The organism is Paramixta manurensis (assembly GCF_013285385.1).
Classification (GTDB): Bacteria; Pseudomonadota; Gammaproteobacteria; order Enterobacterales; family Enterobacteriaceae; genus Paramixta; species Paramixta manurensis.
On sequence record NZ_CP054212.1, the window covers coordinates 274,742 to 300,826 of the forward strand.

The window sequence follows — 26,085 nt, forward strand, 5'->3', positions numbered from 1 at the left end:
TAATCAGCATTGAGTGGGTCGATTAGAGCAAAGATGTTTTGGTGGGGAAAATGACAAAAAGAGATAAGTTTTGCCGCCAGCGGCAATAAGCCGAGGCGCGATTGCGTTCCTGTTTTAGCTGCTCAACGTTTCTCTTTATTTGGCTTTATTTCAGTCTTTTCTGCGGCTTATTAGCTGAGTTACTAATGTAATCCTCTGTTTTACCGTTTATTATTTCGCCCATCGGACGTTTTATATCCAACCGCGCCGGTCCCCGGAGTGGGGCGAATAATAAAAGGACTTGTTATGCACCGCCGCATCACAGCACAGCTTCCGGTCGACGGGCTGCTTTTCTGGAAACTGGAGGGCACCGAGTCGCTCTCGGCCCCGTACGCCCTGACGGTTACCCTGCTGGGCAGCGACGCGCGCATTGAGCGTAAGGCGCTGCTCGGCCAGCCGGTCACCCTGACCATCCCCACGCAGTCGCTGCTCAGCGAACGCTACCTTAACGGCAAAATCACCCGCGTGGCGGTCAGCAGCCGTGAGCTCTCCGGCACGCGCTACGCGGTGTATGAGCTGACGGTGGAGCCGGACGTGTGGCCGATGCTGCGCGACCGCAACCTGCGCATCTTCCAGGGCCAGACGGTGCCGCAAATCATCAAAACGCTGCTGGGGGAGTATAACGTCACGGTGGAGGACCGGCTGACCGGGCAGTACCGCCTGTGGGAGTACTGCGTGCAGTACCAGGAGAGCAGCTTCGCGTTTATCAGCCGGCTGATGGAGCTGGAGGGGATTTACTACTTCTTCCGCCATGAGCAGGAGCGTAACGTGATGGTGCTGGCGGATTCGGCGCAGCAGCACCGTCCGTTTGCCGGTTACGAAAGCATTCCTTACCACGTGACGCCGTCGGGCGGGACGACGGATGAGGAGGGCATCGGGCGGTGGTCGCCGGAGGACCGGGTGACGCCGGGGATTTACAGCCTCGACGACTATGACTTCCGCAAGCCGAACGCGTGGATGCTGCAGGCGCGGCAGAACCCGGCGTCGCCACAGCCGGGGCAGACAGACGTGTACGACTGGCCGGGGCGTTTCACCGAGCACGGACACGGCGAGTTTTACGCGCGGATACGGCAGGAGCAGTGGCAGGCGGAGCATCAGCAAATCAGCGGCGTGGGCACCGCCATGGGGCTGGCGCCGGGGCACACCTTCACGCTGGTGAACGCGCCGTACCCGGGCGACAACGGCGAGTACCTGATAACCTCGGCGACCTACGGGTTTGAGGAGAACCGCTACGCCAGCGGCGGGGAGGGGACGACGGCGCACGAAACGACGTTTACGGTTATCCCGTCGGAGGTGACCTTCCGGGCGGCGGCGAAGACGCCGTGGCCGAAGACGCACGGCCCGCAGACGGCGAAGGTGGTGGGGCCGCAGGGGGAATCCATCTGGACGGACAAATACGGTCGCATCAAGGTGAAGTTTCACTGGGACCGTCTGGCGAAGGGTGACGACACCAGTTCGTGCTGGGTGCGGGTGTCAAGCGCGTGGGCGGGCCAGGGTTTCGGCGGGGTGCAGATACCGCGGGTGAACGACGAGGTGGTGATAGACTTCATCAACGGAGACCCGGACCGCCCGCTGGTGACGGGGCGGGTGTACAACGAGGCGAGCATGCCGCCGTGGTCGCTGCCGGCGGCGGCGACGCAGATGGGTTTTCTGAGCCGGTCGAAGGACGGAACGCCGGAGAACGCCAACGCGCTGCGCTTTGAGGACAGGAAGGGGGCGGAGCAGGTGTGGGTGCAGGCGGAGCGGAACCTGGACACGCAGGTGAAGCACGACGCGAGCCGCAGCATCGGGAACAACCACACGCACTTTGTCGGCGCGAATGAAGAGCAGCGTGTGGTGGCAAATCAGATGCAGGCGGTGAAGGGCGGTCGCGAAATTCTGACCGGTCGGGGCAAGCTGGACGCGGCGGTGGAGGAGTACGTGCTGGCGTCGGGCACCACGCTGCGGCTGGTGTGCGGCAGGAGCGCGATAGAGCTGCAGGCGGGCGGTCAGATAAACCTGGTGGGGACCGGCTTTAACCTGTTTGTGGAGGGGGACGGGCATATCACCACCAGCGGCGGCAGGCTGCACCTGAACACGGCGGGGGCGAAGCCGGGAACCGGGGCGCCGGGCGATGGTCATAAAGGGGATATTCAGGCGGCGGTGGCGTCAAAATTTACCCCGGAGAAGCCGGGGAAAGCGGTAGCGGCTCCTGCGCCGGCGGCAGCGCCTGCTCCGCAGAAAGCACAAGCGGCAAAAGCAATGCATAAGAAGCTGGATGATAAGGTGGTCAAAGCTATTATGAAATCAGAGGGGGAGACACATGTGCAGGGGGGAATTCCCGAAGCTTACGGTTTCCGCCGGGGTTTTGGACCAGCATATAATGAGGTGATGGCGGCGAGAAATAAATATGGTGTAGGCAGTGATGAGGAATTTGCTGTCGTTTCAAAGCATATGACGAAACGCGCTGTAGAGGCCGGTGCATTAAATTTTACCGATCCAGGTAAACAAGCTGCCGTAATGTCATTAGCACATATGCGCGGTGCCGGAGGCGCACAGGCGGTGTTAAACTCAATGAAAACAGGCGAAATCGTTAAGTCGGCAAAACTGTCAAATGCCGCAAAAGAGTATCTGGAACAGTTGAGCAGTGATGATTTTCAGCGTCAGCTAATCAAAGCACGTGAGTCATACGACGATACCGTTTATGGCGATACGATGACAAAAGTTAATGGTGTGAAAATGACATGGAGAGAGGCGTATGGTAAAGGACTTTCAACCCGTTATAACGAAGAAGCTGATAAGTTTCTTAAGTTATCAAATCAGTAGGCTGAGTAACTCAATGGAATATAAAGCGTTACGGGTTTGTTTATTATTATGCTCGCTGGCTTCTCCAGGCGTTTATGCTCAGCCTTATCAAGGTTTATCTGCGTTCTCCACGCCCGAAACCGGGGTAAATATTTTTAATGAACCCGGTTTAAGAGCTGATATTAAGGTACTTTTAAAAGAAAATTATCATCAATATATGGGTAACTTTGAGGCGTTTGCCGATCCGATAGTATTGGATGATGGAGGGTTGCTGATTGATGCCTGGCTACGCCATTTGCGCCTGCAGAATGCTTCCGCATTGGTAATTCGACCTGACGGGAGGCTTTATACCGCATGGGTGGTGCCCGATAACGCGAAAATTATGTATTTCACCAACGATCATAATATGAAGGGTATTCAGCCTGATATTGCTGAATGGGCGAAGCGATTCGAGGATATTTCTTTTCAGGACAGGGAGAGGCCGAAACCTTTTGTAGATGTTGTTCCCGATACTCGCTATTTCAATTCGTCAAATTTTTTAGTTAGAGTGAGATTAGTTTGTTCAGACCGATATAATATTTGTAACCAAGCTACCTATGTGGGGAAAAGTAAGAATGATGGCTCAACCGTTGCTTTAATGGGAGAGTCTATACGCAAGGATTGTGGGGAAACTGCCTGCCCGATAGAATCATACCGATTTGAAAATAAAAACACCCATAAGACCTATGTGATAGACGTAAAAGACTCAAGCTTAACCATTAGCACTAATGGTAATGTACTGGTACATGAAAAAGGAAGATTATCTGATAAATCCGAATAACAGGAACGAATGAAAGATGTTCACTATTTATTAGGTTCAATGGATTCGATGTCTGTTGATAGTGTTAAATTAAGAGAAAAAGAGGTGTCGTAAGCTGATAGAAAATAATTTCGTGCTAAAAAGATATTTAAAAGGATAATTGAATAGAGTGAGGGACTGCTTAGAGGCTGATTTATAATGAAAAAATATTGTGCTTTGCTTTTTTTATATTATTGGTGGTGGGGCTTCCTCTTAAGGCTAAAACATCGTTTGAAGGTGAATGGCGTGGCCATGTTGAAGAAACAGAGCAGAATACATCCTCTTCCATTTTTACTCTTCAATTAATACAATCTGGTAAATATGTTACCGGAAGATACTGTTATGTTGGACGGTCTGGAGCAAAAGAAGATTGCACCACTGATCGTGATAACTTGCATGGTATAATTAGTCAAGATAATCAGGCGTTGTTATCATTTTACTCACCTTCGGGGTTGGATATGGGGAGAGTAAAATTAATATTGTTGGAAGGGAGTATGACATGGGAAGTGCTTAACTATCCTGATCAAAGTGTTTTTTATTTTCCAATAAAATATACATTAAATTTTTATGGCAGCGCCAATATATAAAATGCTCCTATAGGATAGTACTATGAAGATTATTATAGCGGGTAGATTTGAAATCCTGACCGATAAGAATAAGCTGAATGCGGCAATGGTGTCGAAGTCTACATCTTAAATGAAAAGGGATAGTAGTAGCAATTTTAACCGATCTAATCGCGTAGATCGATGCTCTCGAGTGGTGTTGAAATGATGATAATGAAAAATATTTCCTTAGCTTTTTTATTTTTAATGCAGCCACTAATAGCAATGGCTGGCGATGCTTTTACCGGGCAATGGAAAGGTGACGATCTTAATCCTGCTACAGGAGAGATCGAAACATCTATGAATTTGTGGCTACAGGAAAAGGGGGCACATATTGTTGGGCGTTATTGCTTGATCTACAATAGCGGCGGTAAAATTGATTGTACTGATAATGATGAAAATAATATTCGGGGTGAGGTTGTTAATAAAAATACGGTTTTGATTAGCTTTAACTCATGGTTCGGTGGTCGGCCGGGTAAGGCAACGATAACATTGAAAGAAGATAAGGCGTTTTGGAACAAGCTGTCATTTTCTGATGGTGATAAAATATATGTTCCAAATCGGTTTATTCTAAGTAAGATCTCCAATGAATTCTCAAATGAGACTAAACAATATAAATTTAAAGCTGGAGATTATACGGCTAATATTATCAGCCCTTGCATGAGTAAGTTCACAGATTGTGATCGTGTAACCTTAATTCTTATTGGCCCTAACAATTCAGTTGTCAGATTAACTGGAACATCTATCAAAGAAAAGCAGAGTGAGGAAATAACGTATAAGTTTGAAAATTCGGAACAAGGAACTTACGTTGTTATTCATGGAGATACACTCTCGATAAAGAATAAAGGAAGTGCTGATTTAGTTCTTAAGGGCGAGTGGATAGGGAGATGACTATGTATACCAAAGCGTTTCTGGCATTATTATGCACGCTGGCCTCTCCAGGCGTTTATGCTCAGCCTTATCAAGGTTTATCTGCGTTCTCCACGCCCGAAACCGGGGTGAATATTTTTAATGAACCCGGTTTAAGAGCTGATATTAAGGCGCTTTTAAAAGAAAATTATCATCAATATATGGGTAACTTTGAGGCGTTTGCCGATCCGAAAGTATTGGATGATGGAGGGTTGCTGATTGATGCCTGGCTACGCCATTTGCGCCTGCAGAATGCTTCCGCATTGGTAATTCGGCCTGACGGGAGGCTTTATACCGCATGGGTGGTGCCCGATAACGCGAAAATTATGTACTTCACCAACGATCATAATATGAAGGGCATTCAGCCTGATATTGCTGAATGGGCTAAGCGATTCGAGGATGTTTCTTTTCAGGACAGGGAGAGGCCGAAACCTTTTGTAGATGTTGTTCCTGATGTTCTTTATTTTCACTCGCCCAAATTCTCAGTGAAAATTATATTTAGTTGTGGTGATCGATATCATATTTGTAATAATGTCGCTTATGTGGAGAAAAACAAAAGTGGCGGCCTTATAGTTGCTGTTATCGGGAAGGCTATACGTGATACTTGTGATGCCGTTGCTTGCCCGGTAAATTATTACCGATTTGAAAATAAAAACACCCATAAGATCTATGTGATAGACGTAAAAGACTCAAGCTTAACCATTAGCACTAATGGTAACGTACTGGTACATGAAAAAGGCAAATTATCTGATAAACCCGAATAACAGGAACCGGTGAAAGGAGGTCGTTTTACCGACCTTTAGAAAGTCCAAATCCCAATCCATAGCAACGTGTTGCGCCGTTGAATCACCGTGGTTCAGTACAGACAACGGCGACCAGAAGATCATAAAACCATCCTGAATGCCGGGAACCTGCTTCCGGCCGCACGCAAAGCAAGAATTTACACTTCGCTCTGGTAAACCCAACCGTCGGCCTGAGCGCGAAAACCACAAGCCTGCATAAAGGCGGCAATCACCTCCTGTGCCGCGCTACCATCATCCGCGACCCACCAGTGCGTGATTGACGGGTTCTGCGCTAACGCATCTTCCAGTAGATATTGCCCAACGCCGCGCCGCCGCGTAACTTCCCGCACCGTTAGATCATACAGCTTGCCCTGTGTCCCGCTGAGCTCCATACGCAACGCACCGAGCAGGCGCTCATTAAACCGTGCCGCATAGAGGCGGTGCGTGTCATCCAACTGGCGTTCAAGTTTCTCTATATCGGCTTGCGGCCAAATTTTCTGTAAATCAATACGGTCCTGAGCGCTAAATTGCCGCAACGGAATAATGGTGAGTTTCATCGTGTCGCCTGAACAAATTTCAAAGGCATATTGTAGCGAAATTGAGCGGGTTTTAGCGTGTAAGTTTTTCTGTACGAAAACAAGGCGAACTGTTTTTTGCAGCGGTCATTTTCCGAGTAAACAATTAAGTTAGTGAAAAATACTAGCATAACCCGCTAGCCTGGTGGCGAAATAGCCACCATTACTACCAGATAATTATGCTGTTCAAACCGCCGTTTTTTGAAGATGTCAGTTGATTTACAGAAGAAAACTCCTGTTTAATGGACTGAAAAATAAAGCCTTATCCATAAAAATAGTCGGATTATTTTCTTAACTCATTATTCCATAATAAGTTTTAGGTATTTTCCGATCAAAAAAATCAACACCGCAAACCACAACGACATAACAGATGGGGAAGTTCGGATGAAAATCAGTAAAGGTAGCGCGTTTCTGGCGGGATGTGTTGCGCTGGCTCTGGGTCATGCCGCAATCGCAAAAGATATTAAGGTCGCCATTGTGGGCGCCATGTCCGGCCCGGTCGCGCAATATGGCGATATGGAGTTTACCGGAGCGACTCAGGCGATTGCCAATATTAACGCTAAAGGCGGCGTGAACGGCAATAAGCTGGTGGCGGTAAAATATGATGACGCTTGTGACCCGAAACAGGCGGTCGCGGTTGCGAACAAAGTGGTGAATGATGGCATCCGCTATGTGATCGGCCACCTTTGCTCCTCTTCTACTCAACCGGCTTCCGATATTTATGAAGATGAAGGGGTGTTGATGATTACCCCAGCCGCTACCGCGCCGGATCTGACGTCACGTGGTTATCAATTAATTATGCGCACCACCGGGCTGGACTCCGATCAAGGGCCGACGGCGGCGAAATATATTCTCAGTAACATCAAGCCGAAGCGCATTGCTGTGGTACATGATAAACAGCAGTACGGCGAAGGCCTGGCGCGTTCCGTACAGGCGAGCCTGAAACAGGCTGGCGCCAATATTGTCATGTTCGAAGGGATCACCGCCGGTGATAAAGACTTCTCCACTCTGGTGGCGCGCCTGAAAAAAGAAAATATCGATTTTGTCTATTTCGGCGGTTACTACCCGGAAATGGGGCAGATCTTACGCCAGGCACGCGCTGCCGGTATGAACACCCAGTTTATGGGGCCGGAAGGCACCGGAAACGCCTCGCTGTCTAACATCGCTGGCGCCGCGTCGGAAGGGATGTTGGTGACATTGCCGAAACGTTATGACGAAGTCCCGGCGAACAAACCAATTGTTGATGCCATCAAGGCCAAGAAACAAGATCCTACCGGCCCGTTCGTTTGGACCACCTACGCCGCACTGCAATCGCTGGCAACCGGTATGGAGCGCAGCAAGAGTGAAGAGCCGGAAGCCATCGCTAAAGATCTGAAAACCGGCCAGCCGGTACCGACTGTGATGGGTAACCTGAGCTGGGACCAGAAGGGCGACCTGAAAGGCTTTGAGTTCGGCGTATTTAAATGGCATGCGGACGGCACCTCAACGGCGGTGAAATAAACCAGGCCAGTTTTCTTGCCCGGTTGATGGCGGGCGGCGCTTGTCGTTGTTTGGTATGAGCGCCGTCTTAGCAACCGGCCTGCGACAATGACGTCTGGTGGAAGTGCTCATCAGGCGTTTTTTGTTCCTTCCGCCAGCGGAAGGATTTGTAAGGGTTCAAAGGTATGTCCGAGCAGTTCCTCTATTTCCTGCAGCAAATGTTCAACGGCGTCACGTTGGGCAGCACCTATGCGCTGATCGCCATCGGTTACACCATGGTGTACGGCATTATTGGCATGATCAATTTCGCCCACGGCGAAGTGTATATGATCGGTAGCTACGTCTCATTTATCGTGATCGCCGCACTAATGATGATGGGGATTGACGTCGGCTGGCTGCTGATTGGCGCCGGTTTTATCGTCGCGATCGTCATTGCCAGCGCTTACGGTTGGAGCATTGAGCGGGTGGCGTATCGCCCGGTACGTTCTTCTAAGCGCCTAATCGCACTGATTTCCGCCATCGGTATGTCAATCTTTTTGCAAAACTACGTCAGTCTGACACAAGGTTCACGTGATTTGGCGCTGCCTAATTTGTTTAACGGCCAGTGGACGCTGGGCGAAAGCAACGGTTTTGCCGCCACCATCTCCACCATGCAAGTGGTTATCTGGCTGGTGACCTTCGTTGCCATGCTGGCGCTAACGCTGTTTATTCGCTATTCGCGCATGGGCCGCGCCTGCCGCGCCTGCGCAGAAGATTTGAAAATGGCTAGCCTGCTGGGCATTAATACCGACCGGGTGATTTCGCTGACCTTTGTGATTGGCGCGGCGATGGCGGCGGTCGCCGGCGTATTGTTGGGGCAATTTTATGGGGTGATTAACCCCTATATTGGCTTTATGGCGGGAATGAAAGCTTTCACCGCGGCGGTATTGGGCGGCATTGGCAGCATCCCCGGCGCGATGGTCGGTGGCCTGATCCTTGGGGTGGCTGAAGCGTTAACCTCTGCCTATTTAAGTACCGAATATAAAGATGTGGTCTCCTTCGCGCTGCTGATAGTGGTGCTGCTGGTGATGCCAACCGGCATTCTCGGTCGCCCGGAGGTGGAAAAAGTATGAAATCGATTAATCTGCTTAATGCGGTGATTTCAGCGTTGATGCTGCTGGTCTTAGCCGCGTTTTTTATGGGCATGCAGCTCGATCTTGATGGCACCCGCTTGGTGGTAAGCAACGCTGGCAGCGTTCGCTGGAACTGGATTGCGGTGGGTTGCGCGGTGGTCTTTTTCTTCCAGCTATTGCGCCCGCTATTCCAACGCGGCCTGAAAAAATTCTCTGGCCCATCGCTGGTGCTACCGGGTTTTGATGGCTCAACGCCGAAACAGAAACTGCTTGCGCTGGTGATGATCATCGCGGCGGTGATCTGGCCGTTTTTGGTGTCTCGCGGAACGGTGGATATTGCGACGTTAACGCTGATCTACGTCATGCTGGGATTAGGTTTGAACGTGGTCGTCGGGCTTTCCGGGCTGCTGGTATTGGGGTATGGCGGGTTCTATGCGATCGGCGCTTACACTTTCGCCCTGCTAAACCACTATTATGGGCTGGGTTTCTGGCAGTGCCTGCCGTTGGCGGGTTTAGTCGCCGCGTTGTTTGGTCTATTACTTGGCTTTCCGGTGCTGCGCTTGCGTGGTGATTACCTGGCGATTGTGACGCTCGGTTTTGGCGAAATCGTACGAATTTTGCTGCTGAACAACACCGATATTACTGGCGGCCCAAACGGCATTAGCCAAATCCCGAAACCGACCTTCTTCGGTATGGAGTTTAACCGCACTCCACGCGATGGCGGCTGGGATACCTTTCACCACTTTTTCGGTCTGAAATATGACCCCAGCGACCGCATTATCTTCCTCTATCTGGTGGCGTTATTGCTGGTGGTGCTGACGCTGTTTGTGATCAATCGCCTGCTGCGTATGCCGCTGGGGCGAGCGTGGGAAGCGCTGCGCGAAGATGAAATTGCCTGTCGTTCGCTGGGCCTAAGCCCAACGCGTATTAAGCTCACCGCGTTTACCATTAGCGCAGCATTCGCCGGTTTTGCCGGTAGCCTGTTTGCCGCACGCCAGGGCTTTGTTAGCCCGGAATCCTTTACTTTTGCTGAATCGGCGTTTGTGCTGGCTATCGTAGTTTTAGGCGGAATGGGTTCGCAATTCGCGGTTATCCTGGCGGCGATTTTGTTGGTGGTTTCACGCGAGCTAATGCGTGACCTGAATGAGTACAGCATGTTGGTGCTGGGCGGATTAATGGTGCTAATGATGATTTGGCGTCCGCAAGGTCTGTTGCCGATGCAGCGTCCGCATTTGAAGTTAAAGCGCGATGCTAAAGGAGAGCAGGCATGAGTCAGCCTTTATTAGCCGTTAATGGCCTGATGATGCGTTTTGGCGGCCTGTTGGCGGTGAATAACGTCGAACTGTCGCTGTATCCGCAAGAAATTGTCTCGTTGATTGGCCCGAACGGCGCGGGGAAAACCACGGTTTTTAACTGCCTGACCGGTTTCTACAAGCCAACCGGCGGCTCCATCACATTAGGTGAGCGACAAATTGCAGGGTTGTCCGGGCAAAAAATTGCCCGCATGGGCATTGTGCGAACCTTCCAGCATGTGCGCCTGTTCCGCGAAATGACGGTGATTGAAAACTTACTGGTAGCGCAGCATCAGCATCTGAAGAGCGGCGTCTTCTCTGGCTTGCTGAAAACACCGGGCTTTCGTAAAAGCGAGGGCGAGGCATTAGATCAGGCGGCAAAATGGTTGGAGCGCGTCGGGCTGCTGGAGATGGCAAACCGGCAGGCGGGCAACCTGGCATACGGTCAGCAGCGCCGTCTGGAGATTGCGCGTTGTATGGTGACCCGTCCGGAAATTCTGATGCTGGATGAACCGGCGGCGGGGTTAAACCCGCGTGAAACCCACGAACTGGATGAGTTGATTGCCGAGTTACGTCGCGAGCATCGCGTCTCGGTGCTGTTGATCGAGCATGATATGAAGCTGGTGATGGGGATTTCCGACCGTATCTATGTGGTGAATCAGGGCATGCCTCTGGCGAATGGCACCCCGGAAGAGATTCGTAATAACCCGGATGTGATCCGCGCATATTTAGGTGAGGCGTAATATGGCAAATCCAATGTTAACCTTCAGTAATGTCAGCGCGCATTATGGGAAAATTCAGGCGCTGCATCAGGTTAGCCTGCATATTAATCAGGGCGAGATCGTGACGCTGATCGGCGCTAACGGGGCGGGGAAAACCACGCTGCTGGGAACGCTGTGCGGCGAGCCGCGTGCGACAGAGGGCACCATTACCTTTGACGGCCAGGAGATTACCGACTGGCAAACCGCGCGTATTATGCGCGGAGCGGTGGCGATTGTGCCGGAAGGGCGCCGTGTATTCTCACGTATGACGGTTGAGGAGAACCTGGCGATGGGCGGCTTCTTCGCGAGCCGTTCACAATATCAAGAGCGGCTAAAACGTGTTTATGCGTTGTTTCCCCGGCTGGATGAGCGGCGAGTTCAGCGCGCCGGTACCATGTCCGGCGGCGAGCAGCAGATGCTGGCGATTGGTCGCGCACTGATGAGCCAACCGCGTTTGCTGCTGTTGGACGAGCCGTCGCTTGGCCTGGCGCCGATTATTATTCAGCAAATTTTCGACACCATCGAACAGTTGCGCCGTGAAGGGATGACGATTTTCCTGGTCGAACAAAACGCTAATCAGGCGTTGAAACTGGCCGATCGCGGTTATGTGCTGGAAAACGGCCATGTGGTGCTGTCTGACAGCGGCGAAGCGCTACTCAGCAATGAGGCGGTTCGTAGCGCTTATCTTGGCGCCTAATCCACCGGTCATTTCTCATGCTGCTGTGTAAATCGGCTGGCAGGAAGGTCGGTTTTTTATAGTTTTGCGCTGAAGCGCATCTGGCTGTACAGCTAGTCAGCGGGATAAAAATGTGAAAACATCCGTTTAGGTATTTATTATCTGTTACGTATAAAAGGAACTTATATGATTAACCGGATAACCGTTCTGTCATCCTCCGGAAGTGATTCGCTCTTATTCTGGAAGTTTAAAGGCGAAGAAAAACTCTCCACGCCCTTTCGCTTTCAGATTGATTTGTTGAGCGAAGATTTCACTCTCGATCGGCAAAAATTGCTGGGCCAGAATATAACTGTGGTGATCCCGGCACAACCAGCGGCCGAGCGCTATCTGAGCGGTAAAGTCACGGCAATTTCGGCGAGGTCGGAAGAGCTGGATGGCACGCGCTATATGGTGTACCAGGCGACCCTTGAACCGGATTGCTGGCCAATGATGCGCGATCGCAATTTCCGCATTTTCCAGCAGCAGAGCGTTCCGGATATTGTCAGCACCCTATTTTCGGAATACCAGGTAAAGATTGAAAGTAAACTGACGCGCAGCTATCGCCAGTGGGATTACTGCGTGCAGTACGCCGAAAGTAGCTTTCATTTTATCAGCCGGCTGCTGGAGCTGGAGGGCATTAGTTACCTATTCCGTCACAGCAAAGAGGGGCACACGCTGGTGCTGATGGACGATTATGCACAGGCGGAAGCATTTCCAGGTTATGAGGTAATCCCGTGGCATGCGCAAAACGGCGGCGTGGTGAACGAAGAAGGCGTCAGTCAGTTACTGGCGCGGCATATCGTCACGCCTGGTCTTTACAGTACCGATGATTATGACTTTCGTAAACCCCATGCCTGGATGCTGCAAACCACACAGAATCCCGTTTCGCCGACACCAGGGAAAATCGATGTTTATGATTGGCCTGGCCGTTTTGTCGAGCATGGCGATGGTGAATCTTACGCCCGTATCCGCCAGCAATCCTGGCAGGCGGAGCAGCAGCAAATGCAGGGCCGTGCCACTGCGACCGGAATTGCACCAGGACACACCTTTACGCTGATCCGCTCACCGAATGAGGCCGACAACACTCAGTGGCTGGTAGTGGCCGCGCGTTATGATTTTGCCGAGAACCAGTATGCTTCCGGCGATGTCGGGGAAACGCAACAACGTATCGACTTTACCGTCATTCCGGCAACAACCCAGTTCCGACCAGCCTCGGTCACCGACTGGCCACGAACCTATGGGCCACAGACGGCAAGGGTGGTGGGGCCTGAAGGTGAGTCGATCTGGACGGATAAATATGGCCGCGTCAAAGTGAAATTCCACTGGGATCGGCAAAGTCAGGGCGATGAAAACAGCTCCTGCTGGGTACGCGTCTCCAGCGCTTGGGCCGGGCAGGGCTACGGCGGAGTGCAGATCCCGCGTGTTGGTGACGAAGTAGTGGTCGATTTTATTAACGGCGAGCCAGACAGGCCGCTCATTATTGGCCGTGTTTACAACGAAGCCCGCATGCCGCCATGGGCGCTACCAGCGGCAGCTACGCAGATGGGTTTTATCAGCCGTTCCAAAGGCGGTTCGCCGGATAACGCCAACGCCCTGCGCTTTGAGGACAAACCTGGTGCCGAGCAACTGTGGTTGCATGCCGAGCGCAATATGGATACTGAAGTCGAAAATGACGAAACCCATGATGTCGGCAGCAACCGCACCAAAACCGTTGGCAAAGACGAAACAAGCCACATCAGGCAGAACCGGACTCACACCGTCGATGGCAATGAAACGATTACTGTGGGTCAGGATCGAAGCAAGACCATCAACGGGAATGAAACGACTACGGTGCAGCAGAATCGCACCGAGAACGTGGAGGGGAATGAAAGCCTGAGCGTGGCACAAAATCGTGATGAAACCATCACCGGTAACCATACCACGACGGTGAAAAGCAACAATACCGGCACCGTGGAAGGCAATCAGATGCTGACGGTAATACAGGATCGCACGCGCAGTGTACAGGGCAGTGAGAAAGTCAGCGTCAGCCAAAACCGCTCCCTACAGGTGACCGGCAACCAGACGCTGGACGTCAGCGGTAACCGTAGTGTCACCGTCAGCAGCAATGAAACGTGCACGGTGGCACAAAAACAGGAGGTGAATATTGGTGCCGGGCGCACGTTAAGTATCACCGGCGACGACACCCGTTTTACGCAAGGCAACGTGGTCGACAGCGCTACGGACACTTTCCACATCAACGTCGGCGAGAGCGGCATCCTGATAGATAAGGGAAGTGTGGAGATCGCCGCAGGCGGAGCGACCATCACAATTAATGCTACCGGGGTGACGGTCAATGGCAAGAAAATCCAGCTGAATGCCTGATAGGGAAGCCATGATGAACGCATCCAAAAACCCCTGTCAAAAAGTGATGAGCGAGCTGGAGTTAAGCTGGCTGGATGCCAGTGAGCATGCCGCCAGCCGGCTGTTTATCTGGCGCGTTCCGGCGAATGGCGAATCACTGCTGGACGGCTTTTTTGCCCTGCAACAGCACCCACAAGGGCGTTCATTGCCCGATCTGTTCCTCAGTATTAACACTCCTTTTGAAACCGGATACGGCTACAGCGACGCGTTAAGTCGCCAATTTGTTGAGCAATATGAAGCCACGCCCGATGCCGCTTTCTGGAACGCTGACCTCTGGTTACCCTGTTACAGCGCCGGACAGTTACGTGACTTGTTGCAGAATTTCGCTGAACAGTTCGCCAACGATTTCCGTCATTTGGTGTTGGTGTTGAAACCCTCTGCCGTTAGCGATGAAAGCGCGATGTTACGCTGGCTCAATAGCTGGCTGGAACAGGGCGTAGCTGCGCCCCGACTATTGTTGATTGACACCGTTGAACAGCCGATATGGCAACCGCTGCATGCCGCGAATCCACGTCATGTCTGGCTGATTGAGGATGAGATTGATGGAATGAGGGTGATGCACCAGACCGCGCAGCAACAGACTGATACCGATGTAGACCGCTTGCTGTTCCGTCGTTATCTGGCTGATGCCATGTTACTGCTGGAAAAAGGCAGCGCCGCGCAGGTAGCGGCACGCGGCAGCCTGGCGCTGACTATTGCCCGGCACCGCAGCTGGGCGGACCAGCAAGCGATGATACATAACCTGATTGCCGGCGGCTGGCTCAAAGGCGGCGATCGTGCGCAGGCGGTGGAACATTACCGACAGGCGCAAAATATCTCTGCCGAGGTGCCCGACGCAAGTATAAAAGGGCAGTTGCGTACGCAAAGCACCTTTGGCGAAGCGGGCGCTTGGTTCTCCGGTAAAGCGTATTTACAGGCAGCGAAAATGTATCGGCAGGCGGCGACAGAGGCGCAGGCTATCCCGCATCCTGTGTTTGAGATGGAAGGCTGGCGGATGTGCGGTTTTTGTCTCTGGCTGTGCGGGCATCGCTCAATGGCAATGGAGGAATACGCTCGCGCTATTCAGGCGGCGAAGCCGGTGCCGCTTCAGGAACGCGGGCAGACCACACTTCCGCTGGTATTCCAGGATTTACTGCGTATGTATGACAAACGGAGAACCGAAGCGCTTGAAGCCTGTGCCGCGCGCTGGCAGTCGGATAAGCAACAGCTTATTGCGCAGGCAGAAGCACTACTGCCGCCTGGGCCAGAGGTCGAACAGATACGGCAGGCCGACAGCTGGTTGCAACTACAACTTGAGACGACCTTTATGCGGATGCGTGAAGAGCGTGAAAACATTATCCGTCGCGGCGACGAGAGCTTTCGCCGCGTTGTCCTATTGGCGCGGGATAACCTGCATCCGTATTGGAGCGGCCTGCCGGATATTGCCCATCCATTTGATGCGCCACCCAACGAATGGCAACGTCTGCCCGCCTGGGGAGAGGGGGACGTATCGTTAACTGACTTTGCAGGAAGCAACCCTCTATGAGAAATCGCATTATCACTATTGTTGTCATCACCGTGCTGGCGCTGCTCTTTTTAAGCCTATCTGAGAGCGATCTGGCGGTCGAGGGTCGTACTTTCCTGCGTGCGCTGTTGCGCGCGATATTCTGAGGTTAAGTGATGCACTCTGGCGCCCATTTCGATCCCCAACTCGGGCTGGATATACACACCTATCCGTGGCCGTTGCCAACTCCACATATCGGCATCGTTTTTGATGTTTTCGACTATCTGCCACTGATTGGCACCACGGTTCACGTCAACAGTATCAAACGCGCCAGCGCTGGAACGAGCGGAATGGCGGTGCATATTCCTGTGGGTGGGGCGTGGCTCCCACCACTGCGCGCGCCGGGGGGCCCGCAGATTGACGACGAGCTGTTTATGGGCAGCAAAACCGTCTCGGTGGACGGCGAACCGTTTTCCCGCATTGGTATGCCGGTACTGAGTTGCAACATTATTGGTCTAATCCCGCCGCTTCGCCTCAAACGTACCACGAAATCGAAACCCCTTTCGCTGACGTTGCCGCTGACCTTTAACCTGGCGTTGCCCAATAATGTTATCGTCGGTGGGCCGCCCACTATCAACCTGATGGCGTTATTGATGCGTGCCGGGTTAAGTGGCCTGGGAAAAGGGTTTAAAAAACTGAAAAAAGGGCCACGGTGGCGGCTGTTTATGCAACGCTTCCGCAAGCTGCGCCAAAAGTTGTTCCGCAATATGGACCCCGGCTTCCTGAAATGCAGGGTGTTGCGCGCCGAGCCGGTGGATATTCGCGATGGTAGCGTCAGCTTGGATCAGCTGGATTTCTATCTGCCCGGAAGAGTGCCGCTGGAATGGACGCGCAGCTACACCTCATCCAATACAGAAATGGAAGGGGTATGCGGCTACGGCTGGTCAACCCCGGCAGATACCCGCCTTGAGATACTTATTGATGAAGGTGTTGCCCTGCTGACCCAGGCGGAAGGGATGACGCTGTTTACCGAATTGCCGCGGGCGAATGGCCGTGAACATGCCGTTACCGGCCTGCCGGACGGGAGCCGTCTGTGGTGTGAAAAGCACGGCGGTGAAGCGTATTGGCGAATCGAACAGGAGAGCGGACCAGAGCTGCATTTCAGCGGTAAACCAGGCGAGCTACCGGTGTACAAATTGGTGGATCGTAACGGTAATGGCTGGGAATTTGCCTGGAGCGGCAGGAAATTGCAGCACATTCGCGAGTTCAGTCACGCGGGGAGCACCGGACGCGAGATCCTCGTTTCTTGGCAAAACGATCGGCTGTTGGCGCTGCGTTTGCGCAATGCGCTGGATGGAGAGATTACCCCGCTTACCCGCTATGAATATGATGCAGACAACCAGCTTAGCGCCGAAGTTGATGCGCTTTCGCACCCGCGCCGCTTCTTCTGGCAGCAGCGTTATCTGGTAAGCCATGTGGATCGCAACGGCCAGGGATTTCATTACCAGTACGATGAAGCTCGGCGGGTGATTCATGCCTGGGGCGATGGCGGCGTTTGGGATTACCGCTTTGCCTGGCACGAGTTGCTTAATGAAGTGGAAATTTTCGATTCGGCAGGCTATATCTCGCGTATTACCTTTGATGAGAATGGCTTACCGATAGCCGAAATCGATCCTGGCGGCGGCAATACGATCTTTCGCTACGACGATTTTGGACGTACGGCTGAACTGGTGGAACCGGATGGAAGTACCTGGCGTTGGGAGTATGACGAACGGGGGCAGATGGTTGCCGAACACCTACCGGATGGTAGCATTGTGCAGGCGAGCTACGATGATTGGGGTGAGCTGATTGCGGTAAGTGATGAACAGGGCGCCAACTGGCGTAAGCAGTTCGATAACTGCGGTAACCTGGTCGCAGAAATTGATCCAACGGGCGTGACGTCGCGTTATCAATATGATGCGTTCGGCCAGTTGAGCTCGTCCTTGGTTCCTGGTTCTCCGCTAACCCATTATCACTACGATCGTTTCGGTTTTTTAAGCGCTGAACGCCCTGTAGACGGCGGAGTAACCCGCTTTCGTTATTCAGTACGCGGTACGTTGCAGGAGCGTATTGACGCCGATGGCGGCATAACCCGCTTCCACTGGGATATGAAAGACCGGCTGGTCGCCACCGTTGACCCGGTGGGAAATGAAGTGCGCGTCAGCTATGACCGGGAAGACGAACCGCTGCAATTTATCGACGAGCAGGGGCGCGTGACGCGTTTTCGCTATACCGGCACAGGAATGCTGGCGGCCAGTGAGACACCGGATGGCGCGGTGTTGGGTTATCAGTACGATGCAGAAGATCGTCTGGTAACGGTAACCAACCAGAATGGTCAACACTGGCAGTTCACCCGCGATGCGCTGGGCCGTGTCACGGCGGAGAGTGATTACTGGGATCAGATAACGCGCTATGGCTGGGATAGTGCCAGCCGGTTGATCAGCCGCGAAGATCCGCTCGGTCGTGAGGTTTGCTACGGCTATGACAGCGCGGGACGACTGAGAGAGCGACGTAGCAGCGATACTTTACAGGCGACGTTTCATTATGATCCATGCGGACGCATGGTGTTATGCGAAAATCCGTGGCGGCGACTGGCGTGGCGCTACGACAGCGCCGGGCGATTGCTGTGCGAGGAGCAGGACAGTTTCCAGCTTCGTTACGGCTACGACGAGCGCGGGTTGCTGGTCTCGCGTGAGAGTGACGGCGGCCACCGGGTGCGTTATGGCAGAGATGAACATGGCAGGTTGAGCGAGGTGCAACTTAATGATGATGCACCTATACGCTTCCGCTACGATGACTGCGGGCGCAAAGTCAGCGAGCAACTTTCCAGCGAGGTTGAGCGCCAATATGGCTACGACCATTGCGGACGCTTAACGTCACAGCAGGTGCTGCGAAACGATCTACCACTGTTCGCCAGCGGCTTTGCTTACGATCGCACAGGCAATCTGACGCTGCGTGAAGACACCCAGTGGGGCAGCGATCGCTATACCTACAATCCAGTAGGACGTCTGGTGGCGCACACCGCACCGGACGAGGTGCTGCGTCAGTTTGTCTATGATGCGGCGGGCAATCAGTTACACACTCAGATCCGCAATGTAGATGACAGTGCAGGCGGCTGGTTCCGCGAAGGACTCCACCAACAGACACGCTATGTGTTTGACCGCGCTGGCGAATTGCGTCAGCGCATCCATAAGGAGGGTGAAAAAGAGGATTTCATCTGGGATGATAACCGCCAGTTGATTGCTGTTCGTCAGGGTAATGCGCTGGTGCGTTATGGTTATGATGGTCTGGGAAGACGGGTTTTCAAACAAACCGCCAGTGAAACGCGCTGGTTCTACTGGCAGGAAGATGCGCTGGCGGGCGAGGCGGTCACCCTTACACAGGAGCCGCTGGTGGCTCTGAGCATCTTCGATACCGGCGGGCGGCTAAAGCGGCAGAAAGCGCAGGCGCAAATATTTAACACCATGCGTGAGTATCTCTACTACCCCGGCAGTTTCAGGCCTCTGGCACTATTGACGCAAGAACACGGTCAGAAACAGAGCTGGCACTATCACTGCGATCCAAACGGTGCGCCGGTACGGCTGACGTCACCGGGCGGGGAGATTGTCTGGGCGGAGAAAAGTGGCCCATGGGGTGAAAAAGGCGAGATCGGTACCTGCCAAATCGATAATCCGTTACGCTTCCAGGGACACTATTTTGATGTCGAAACCGGCCTGCATTACAACCGCCATCGTTATTACGACCCGGTGATTGCCGCCTATATCAGCCAGGACCCGCTAGGGCTTACCGGCGGGCTCAATGTTTATGACTACGTGATTGCCCCGCTGACGTGGGTCGATCCTCTCGGCTTAAAATGCTGGAGTACCGCGCGGCGTCATTATTGGAAAGCTGAAGCTAAAGCTGCGGCGAAAGGGAGTTATTCTCCGGTCAATATGTTACGCATGCGGCTGGGGCTGGCGCCGCGAATTCGGGTAGAGGAGTACCACTTTAAGACCCGGCGAATCCGAACACGAAATGTGTCACTGGAGCTTAACCACCTGCACTGGCCGCAACGGTCAGGTAAAAATATCGACCTTCCCTATAACCTGGAGAAGGTGACGCCTTGGGAACATGCCGCAAGGGATCCTTACAGGCACACTGGCTCCCGATTGATCAAAATTATTCAGGATGTTGGTAACTATACGGGACACTAAATATGACACTTAATGATTTCATGCATACTGAAAGCTACGAAGAATATCTGGATGCACTGGATCGGGTCCTGCCGGAAAAAATTGACCGCGTGACACCGATTCATGACTTCATTATTGAAGTGGATAATGAGTCTTTACAGCAGGCGAAGGTGAGCCTTGATGCGCTGGATGAGCTAATAAAAAATGACCGTGACAAAACCATCAACTGGATAGTAAAAAAGAATGACGCCTATTTAGAATCCGGCGGTGAAGATAACATCGTTAATAATGCTCCGCAGATTAATTTCCCGATTGGACATTTAATTGAGTATTACCTGTTAGCGTATCATCCTGATGGTCTGGTTGCTTATATCAAAGCAATAGGTATTCCAGGCGCAAAGAAGTATGCGAAAGAACTCAATGAGCTTTATGCAAGAATAAGTGGGTGAGGGCAACCGTACGAAAAATAAGATCCTCGTGTGGTCGGGTACGTTAGCCTACCAGCAAAGGTGTAGTGGCACAGTAAATTTGGCCACCTGATTATAGGTGATATTCTCACCGCAACATATAAATAGCGCGGCTTCTGCCGCGCTTTTTCTCGTCATCGCCCTGAAATCTTCCTGTCATCTGGCGGTTATCTCTCTGTCATTTTCCCGTGTCATGTTACGTCGCGAACATAAAATGCGTGAAATCGCGCGTACCTACAATGACACAGGAAACCGATATGTCCTCTTTCACATTGCGTCATACCTTGCCTGGCGTAGTTCTGGGGCTGGCAATCAGCGGCCAGGCGCTGGCTGTCACCGAAATACCGTTCTGGCATTCGATGGAAGGTGAGTTAGGGAAAGAAGTTGACTCTTTGGCACAACGTTTTAACCAGGCACATCCCGATTACAAAGTGGTTCCGGCCTATAAAGGTAACTATGAGCAAAGCCTGGCGGCGGGTATCGCTGCCGTGCGCACCGGTAAAGCACCGGCGATCTTGCAGGTTTATGAAGTCGGAACCGCAACCATGATGGCGTCAAAGGCGATTGAGCCGGTCTGGCAAGTCTTCAAAGATGCCGGGATCCCGTTTGATGAGTCACAATTTGTGCCGACGATTTCCGGTTACTACAGCGATGCACAGAACGGACACCTGTTATCTCAGCCTTTTAATAGCTCAACGCCCGTGCTGTATTACAACAAAGACGCCTTTAAGAAAGCCGGTTTAGACCCGGAGCAGCCGCCAAAAACCTGGCAGGATCTGGCGAAAGACGCCGCCGCCTTACGTAAAGCGGGGCTAAGCTGCGGCTATGCCAGCGGCTGGCAAGGATGGATTCAGATAGAAAACTTTAGTGCCTGGCATGCGTTGCCGGTCGCCAGCGAAAATAACGGTTTTAACGGCACTAACGCGGTGCTGGAGTTCAATAAACCGATTCAGGTTCGTCATATCCAGATGCTGGAAGAGATGAACAAAAAAGGGGACTTCACCTATTACGGTCGTAAAGATGAGTCTACCGCTAAGTTTTATAACGGCGACTGTGGCATGACGACCGCTTCCTCCGGTTCGCTGGCGGATATTCGTCATTACGCCAAATTTAACTATGGCGTCGGGATGATGCCTTACGACGCGACGGTGCCGAACGCGCCGCAAAACGCCATTATCGGCGGCGCCAGTTTGTGGGTGATGAAAGGTAAAGATGCGGCGACCTATAAAGGCGTGGCTGAATTTATGCAGTTCTTAATGCAACCGGAGATTGCCGCCGAGTGGCATCAGAAAACCGGCTATTTGCCGATTACTACCGCCGCGTATGATTTGACACGCCAACAAGGGTATTACGACAAAAATCCAGGTGCGGATATTGCGACGCGCCAAATGCTGAATAAGCCGCCGTTACCGTTCACCAAAGGCTTGCGCCTCGGCAATATGCCGCAAATCCGTACCATTGTGGATGAGGAACTGGAGAGCGTCTGGAACGGCAATAAAACGCCGCAGGCCGCATTGGATGCCTCGGTGGAGCGTGGTAATGCCTTGCTACGCCGTTTTCAGCAGCAAGTGAAATAATCTTGTCCGGGCTGGTTAATCCAGCCCTTTTTCACGTTTTGCCCGGAGCCCGCGTTTATGTCTTCACCGCGTCCCGTTTTTCGTACCAGCGCGTTGCCTTATCTGTTGGTGTTGCCGCAACTGCTGATTACCCTGATTTTCTTTATCTGGCCCGCGGGGGAAGCGTTGTGGTATTCGGTGCAAAGCGTCGATCCGTTTGGCCTGTCCAGCACCTTTGTTGGGTTGGAGAATTTTATCCGCCTGTTTTCGGATGAGTATTATCTCGCTTCATTTCGCACCACGCTTATTTTTAGCGGGCTGGTCACGGTTTGTGGCTTGGGGATTTCACTCTTTTTCGCCGCCTTGGTCGATTATGTGATACGGCTAAAACGCGTCTACCAAACGCTGCTTTTATTGCCCTACGCGGTGGCACCAGCAATTGCCGCCGTCTTGTGGATGTTCTTATTTAACCCCGGCATGGGGTTAATCACCCATGCGCTGACGCAAATGGGATACAACTGGAACCACGCGCAAAATAGTGGCCAGGCGATGTTTCTGGTGGTGCTGGCCTCGGTATGGCAGCAAATCAGCTACAACTTCTTGTTCTTCTTTGCCGCTCTGCAATCCATTCCGCGTTCGCTGGTTGAAGCTGCCGCGATTGACGGGGCCGGGCCGGTACGGCGGTTTTTTAATCTCTCATTGCCTTTAATTACGCCCGTGAGCTTCTTTCTGCTGGTGGTCAACTTAGTCTATGCCTTCTTCGACACCTTTCCGGTCATTGATGCCGCGACGCAGGGCGGCCCGGTGCAGGCCACCACTACCTTGATCTACAAAATTTATCGGGAAGGTTTTGCCGGGCTCGATCTTTCCGCCTCGGCTGCCCAGTCGGTGGTGCTGATGTTATTAGTGATTGTGCTCACTGTGGCGCAGTTTCGCTATGTAGAACGTAAGGTGCGTTACCAATGATTGAACATCGTCGCGGGCTGGATATTTTTAGCCATACGCTGCTGGTTTTGGGGGTGTTGTCGATTCTGTTCCCGCTGTATGTCGCGTTTGTCGCCGCCACGCTGGATAACCAACAGGTTTTTCAGGTGCCGATGACGCTGGTACCGGGCAACAGCCTATGGCACAACATCCAAACCATCTGGCAACAGGGCGTTAGCGCCAATAGCGCTCCGTTAAGCGTGTTGCTGTTGAATAGCACGGTAATGGCGCTGGGGATCACTATCGGGAAAATTACCGTTTCGATCCTTTCGGCCTTTGCGCTGGTTTGGTTTCGTTTTCCATTACGTAATCTCTTCTTTTGGCTGATTTTCATCACGTTAATGCTGCCGGTGGAGGTGCGAATTTTTCCGACGGTAGAGGTGATCGCCAATCTACATATGCTGGACAGCTATAGCGGATTGACGCTGCCGTTAATGGCATCGGCAACCGCGACCTTTTTGTTTCGTCAGTTTTTTATGTCGTTGCCGGACGAGTTGATTGACGCCGCGCGTATTGATGGCGCCAGCCCTATGCGCTTCTTCCGCGATGTGGTGCTGCCCTTATCACGCACTAATTTAGCGGCGCTATTCGTGATCACCTTTATCTATGGCTGGAACCAGTATTTGTGGCCGATTCTGGTCACCAGCGAAGCGAGTAAGGGCACCGCAGTGGCCGGTATTCGCAGCATGATCGCCTCTGGCGAAGGCACCACGCAATGGAACTTAGTGATGGCGGCAATGCTGCTGACGTTAATCCCGCCGGTAGTGGTGGTGATGGTAATGCAACGCGCGTTTGTGCGTGGGTTGGTTGAGAGCGAGAAATAAACGATGGCAGGCGTACGATTACAGGCGGTAACTAAGTCGTGGGATGGTAAGCATCAGGTGATTCAGCCATTAGATGTGACAATTCGCGACGGCGAATTTATGGTGATGGTTGGGCCGTCCGGCTGTGGTAAATCAACGCTACTGCGCATGGTTGCCGGGCTGGAGCGCGTGACCTCTGGTGACATCTGGATTGATTCACAGCGGGTGACTGAGCTGGAACCGAAAGATCGCGGCATTGCGATGGTATTTCAGAATTATGCCCTCTATCCACATATGACGGTGGAAGAGAATATGGCTTACGGCTTGAAAATTCGTGGTATGGGCAAAGCGCAAATTCGTCAGCGGGTGTTGGAGGCGGCACGTAGCCTGGAATTGGACGCGTTACTCGCCCGCCGCCCGCGTGAACTGTCCGGCGGTCAGCGCCAGCGTGTCGCGATGGGGCGCGCCATTGTACGCGAACCGGCGGTGTTTTTATTTGATGAGCCGCTGTCTAACCTGGATGCGCGCTTGCGCGTGCAGATGCGACTTGAGCTGCAGCAATTGCATCGTCGTTTGAACACCACTAGTCTGTACGTTACGCACGATCAGGTCGAAGCGATGACGCTGGCGCAGCGAGTGATGGTGATGAATAAAGGCGTACTTGAACAATTAGGTACGCCGGTCGAGGTTTATGAAAAACCGGCCACGCGTTTTGTTGCCAGTTTTATTGGTTCACCGGCGATGAATCTGCTTGAAGGCGGGTTAAATGATGACGGCAGCGGTTTTTTGGTCAGCGACACTCTCGTGTTGCCGCTGGCGAATGCCAGAGCCGGGTGGGCGAATCGGCGCTTGACGCTGGGTATCCGTCCCGAGCATATTCAACTCTCCACGCGTGAAGCAGGCGGTGTTCCGCTGGTGGTGGATACGCTGGAGATTTTAGGCGCGGATAATTTGGCGCATGGCAGGTGGGGGCAGAATGCGGTGGTGGTCAGGTTGCCGCATATAACCCGCCCGGTGCCGGGCAGTACGTTGTGGCTGTCGCTGCCGGATAACGCGCTACACTTTTTCGATTCTACTCATGGAATGCGTCTTGAATGACTAGCCAAGTTTGGCCTTATCCAAAGATTGTCGCCCATCGCGGCGGCGGAAAGCTGGCGCCGGAAAACACTCTCGCCGCCATTGATGTTGGCGCGCATTACGGTCATACCATGATTGAGTTTGATGCCAAACTCTCTCAGGATAATCAGATCTTTTTACTGCATGATGATACGCTCAATCGCACCAGTAACGGCCGGGGCGTGGCTGGTGAATTGCCGTGGCAAAGGCTGGTACAACTGGATGCCGGCGGTTGGTTTAACCCGCGCTTTCAGCATGAACGTTTACCGCTCTTATCCGAGGTAGCCGATCGCTGCCGTCAGCATGGCATGATGGCCAATATTGAGATCAAACCCACTACCGGTCAGGAACAAGAAACCGGGCGGGCGGTGGCGTTGGCGGCACGCGAGCTTTGGCAAGGGCAGACGGCGCCTTTACTCTCCTCTTTCTCTTATGCGGCGTTAGAGTCGGCGATGCAGGCCGCTCCGGAGTTACCGCGTGGATTGCTGTTAGAGAAGTGGCAAGCGGATTGGCGAGAGATGACCGAACGGCTTGAATGTGTCTCCATCCATTTAAATTATCGGGTACTGAATGCCGCCCGCATTGCGCAGCTAAAGCAGGCCGGGCTGCGCATTCTGGTGTATACCGTTAACCGCCCGGAACGTGCACGAAGCTTATTAGAACAGGGTGTTGATGCCATCTGTACCGATCGCATCGATACCATTGGCCCCGATTTTAGCTAGCCTCCTCCTGACGATGCCGACAGAAAAGTCCGGCATCGTACCCTGTTTACTGCGTATTGTTTTGATTCACTGGCGGCGCGGTGTTATTGCCCGGTTGTGAACGAATCACCCGTTGTTGCGCCTGGCTACGCTGGTCCTGCAACTGGCGTTGCATGTTTTGGCTTTGCCGTTGCTGGTCCTGGCGCAGCTGCGTCTGCTGCTGTTGCTGCTGCGTGCGCATCTGGTTCTGCATCCGCTGCTGGCTCTGGTTATAGCTACGGTTGGGATAATAATTATTGTTAGGCGAGTTCGCCATGCTGCTGAGCGGCAACAGGGCGACAAAAATCAAGGGCCATCTCTTCATCGTTCCTCCTTCATTTCCATCGTGATGCGACTCAACCGGATGTGTCGGCATGCTGTGGCCGGTTTTACCGCCTGCGATAAGTTTAACCTGGCTCACAGCGTTCAGCGCTAAT

At 52.8% G+C, this 26,085-nt stretch carries 22 protein-coding genes; 20 read left to right on the forward strand and 2 right to left on the reverse strand.

The window, feature by feature from the left end:
• Window positions 1–285 precede the first annotated feature (285 nt).
• The 5 genes from PMPD1_RS01300 to PMPD1_RS01320 all read left to right on the forward strand — a co-directional run bounded on the left by PMPD1_RS01300 (window position 286) and on the right by PMPD1_RS01320 (window position 5,936).
• Window positions 286–2,844 carry a type VI secretion system Vgr family protein gene (locus PMPD1_RS01300; RefSeq protein ID WP_173632359.1) on the forward strand — a complete coding sequence of 853 codons (2,559 nt, stop codon included), beginning with the start codon at window positions 286–288 and terminating at the stop codon, window positions 2,842–2,844.
• 13 nt (window positions 2,845–2,857) lie between these two features.
• The gene (locus tag PMPD1_RS01305; protein WP_173632360.1) at window positions 2,858–3,643 is read left to right on the forward strand and encodes a hypothetical protein; all 786 of its coding nucleotides are present in this window, start codon (window positions 2,858–2,860) and stop codon (window positions 3,641–3,643) included.
• Between the two features lie 188 nt (window positions 3,644–3,831).
• A complete protein-coding gene (locus tag PMPD1_RS01310) occupies window positions 3,832–4,248 on the forward strand; it encodes a hypothetical protein (protein ID WP_173632361.1) in 417 nt (138 codons plus the stop codon).
• 180 nt (window positions 4,249–4,428) lie between these two features.
• Window positions 4,429–5,154, forward strand: a complete 726-nt coding sequence (locus PMPD1_RS01315) for a hypothetical protein (protein ID WP_173632362.1) — start codon at window positions 4,429–4,431, stop codon at window positions 5,152–5,154.
• 2 nt (window positions 5,155–5,156) lie between these two features.
• A complete protein-coding gene (locus tag PMPD1_RS01320; RefSeq protein ID WP_173632363.1) occupies window positions 5,157–5,936 on the forward strand; it encodes a hypothetical protein in 780 nt (259 codons plus the stop codon).
• Between the two features lie 176 nt (window positions 5,937–6,112).
• On the opposite strand, the gene panM is transcribed toward PMPD1_RS01320, so the two are convergent.
• Entirely contained in the window at window positions 6,113–6,511 is a 399-nt protein-coding gene (panM, locus tag PMPD1_RS01325; protein WP_173632364.1) for an aspartate 1-decarboxylase autocleavage activator PanM, read from the reverse strand.
• A 402-nt stretch (window positions 6,512–6,913) separates the two neighbouring features.
• Between panM and PMPD1_RS01330 the strand changes: the two genes are divergently transcribed.
• The 15 genes from PMPD1_RS01330 to ugpQ all read left to right on the forward strand — a co-directional run bounded on the left by PMPD1_RS01330 (window position 6,914) and on the right by ugpQ (window position 25,630).
• Complete coding sequence (locus tag PMPD1_RS01330) at window positions 6,914–8,029, forward strand: branched-chain amino acid ABC transporter substrate-binding protein (RefSeq protein WP_173632365.1); 1,116 nt, start codon at window positions 6,914–6,916, stop codon at window positions 8,027–8,029.
• A 164-nt stretch (window positions 8,030–8,193) separates the two neighbouring features.
• Complete coding sequence (gene livH / locus PMPD1_RS01335; protein WP_173632366.1) at window positions 8,194–9,120, forward strand: high-affinity branched-chain amino acid ABC transporter permease LivH; 927 nt, start codon at window positions 8,194–8,196, stop codon at window positions 9,118–9,120.
• Window positions 9,117–10,391 carry a high-affinity branched-chain amino acid ABC transporter permease LivM gene (locus PMPD1_RS01340; protein ID WP_173632367.1) on the forward strand — a complete coding sequence of 425 codons (1,275 nt, stop codon included), beginning with the start codon at window positions 9,117–9,119 and terminating at the stop codon, window positions 10,389–10,391. The genes livH and PMPD1_RS01340 overlap by 4 nt, the downstream gene beginning before the upstream one ends.
• Window positions 10,388–11,155 carry a high-affinity branched-chain amino acid ABC transporter ATP-binding protein LivG gene (livG, locus tag PMPD1_RS01345; protein ID WP_173632368.1) on the forward strand — a complete coding sequence of 256 codons (768 nt, stop codon included), beginning with the start codon at window positions 10,388–10,390 and terminating at the stop codon, window positions 11,153–11,155. Before PMPD1_RS01340 ends, livG begins: the two co-directional genes overlap by 4 nt.
• 1 nt (window position 11,156) lies before the next feature.
• A complete protein-coding gene (gene livF / locus PMPD1_RS01350; protein WP_173632369.1) occupies window positions 11,157–11,870 on the forward strand; it encodes a high-affinity branched-chain amino acid ABC transporter ATP-binding protein LivF in 714 nt (237 codons plus the stop codon).
• A gap of 165 nt (window positions 11,871–12,035) precedes the next feature.
• Window positions 12,036–14,249 carry a type VI secretion system Vgr family protein gene (locus PMPD1_RS01355; protein WP_173632370.1) on the forward strand — a complete coding sequence of 738 codons (2,214 nt, stop codon included), beginning with the start codon at window positions 12,036–12,038 and terminating at the stop codon, window positions 14,247–14,249.
• A gap of 13 nt (window positions 14,250–14,262) precedes the next feature.
• The gene (locus PMPD1_RS01360; RefSeq protein WP_173636079.1) at window positions 14,263–15,813 is read left to right on the forward strand and encodes a hypothetical protein; all 1,551 of its coding nucleotides are present in this window, start codon (window positions 14,263–14,265) and stop codon (window positions 15,811–15,813) included.
• Window positions 15,810–15,938, forward strand: a complete 129-nt coding sequence (locus tag PMPD1_RS22645) for a hypothetical protein (protein ID WP_354292741.1) — start codon at window positions 15,810–15,812, stop codon at window positions 15,936–15,938. The genes PMPD1_RS01360 and PMPD1_RS22645 overlap by 4 nt, the downstream gene beginning before the upstream one ends.
• A 9-nt stretch (window positions 15,939–15,947) precedes the next feature.
• Window positions 15,948–20,003, forward strand: coding sequence for an RHS repeat-associated core domain-containing protein (locus PMPD1_RS01365; RefSeq protein ID WP_173632371.1), 4,056 nt, complete (start codon window positions 15,948–15,950; stop codon window positions 20,001–20,003).
• 2 nt (window positions 20,004–20,005) lie between these two features.
• A complete protein-coding gene (locus PMPD1_RS01370; RefSeq protein ID WP_173632372.1) occupies window positions 20,006–20,431 on the forward strand; it encodes a hypothetical protein in 426 nt (141 codons plus the stop codon).
• Window positions 20,432–20,706: 275 nt separating this feature from the next.
• On the forward strand, window positions 20,707–22,026 hold the full coding sequence (gene ugpB, locus PMPD1_RS01375) for a sn-glycerol-3-phosphate ABC transporter substrate-binding protein UgpB (protein ID WP_173632373.1): 1,320 nt from the start codon (window positions 20,707–20,709) through the stop codon (window positions 22,024–22,026).
• 57 nt (window positions 22,027–22,083) lie between these two features.
• On the forward strand, window positions 22,084–22,971 hold the full coding sequence (gene ugpA, locus PMPD1_RS01380) for a sn-glycerol-3-phosphate ABC transporter permease UgpA (protein WP_173632374.1): 888 nt from the start codon (window positions 22,084–22,086) through the stop codon (window positions 22,969–22,971).
• On the forward strand, window positions 22,968–23,813 hold the full coding sequence (gene ugpE, locus PMPD1_RS01385) for a sn-glycerol-3-phosphate ABC transporter permease UgpE (RefSeq protein ID WP_173632375.1): 846 nt from the start codon (window positions 22,968–22,970) through the stop codon (window positions 23,811–23,813). The genes ugpA and ugpE overlap by 4 nt, the downstream gene beginning before the upstream one ends.
• A 3-nt stretch (window positions 23,814–23,816) precedes the next feature.
• Window positions 23,817–24,890 (forward strand): sn-glycerol-3-phosphate import ATP-binding protein UgpC, encoded by a 1,074-nt coding sequence (locus PMPD1_RS01390; protein ID WP_173632376.1) that lies wholly within the window; start codon window positions 23,817–23,819, stop codon window positions 24,888–24,890.
• Complete coding sequence (gene ugpQ / locus PMPD1_RS01395) at window positions 24,887–25,630, forward strand: glycerophosphodiester phosphodiesterase (RefSeq protein WP_173632377.1); 744 nt, start codon at window positions 24,887–24,889, stop codon at window positions 25,628–25,630. The genes PMPD1_RS01390 and ugpQ overlap by 4 nt, the downstream gene beginning before the upstream one ends.
• A 46-nt stretch (window positions 25,631–25,676) precedes the next feature.
• On the opposite strand, the gene PMPD1_RS01400 is transcribed toward ugpQ, so the two are convergent.
• Window positions 25,677–25,973: a DUF2756 domain-containing protein gene (locus tag PMPD1_RS01400; protein ID WP_173632378.1), complete on the reverse strand. Its 297-nt coding sequence runs from the start codon at window positions 25,971–25,973 to the stop codon at window positions 25,677–25,679.
• Window positions 25,974–26,085: the final 112 nt, after the last annotated feature.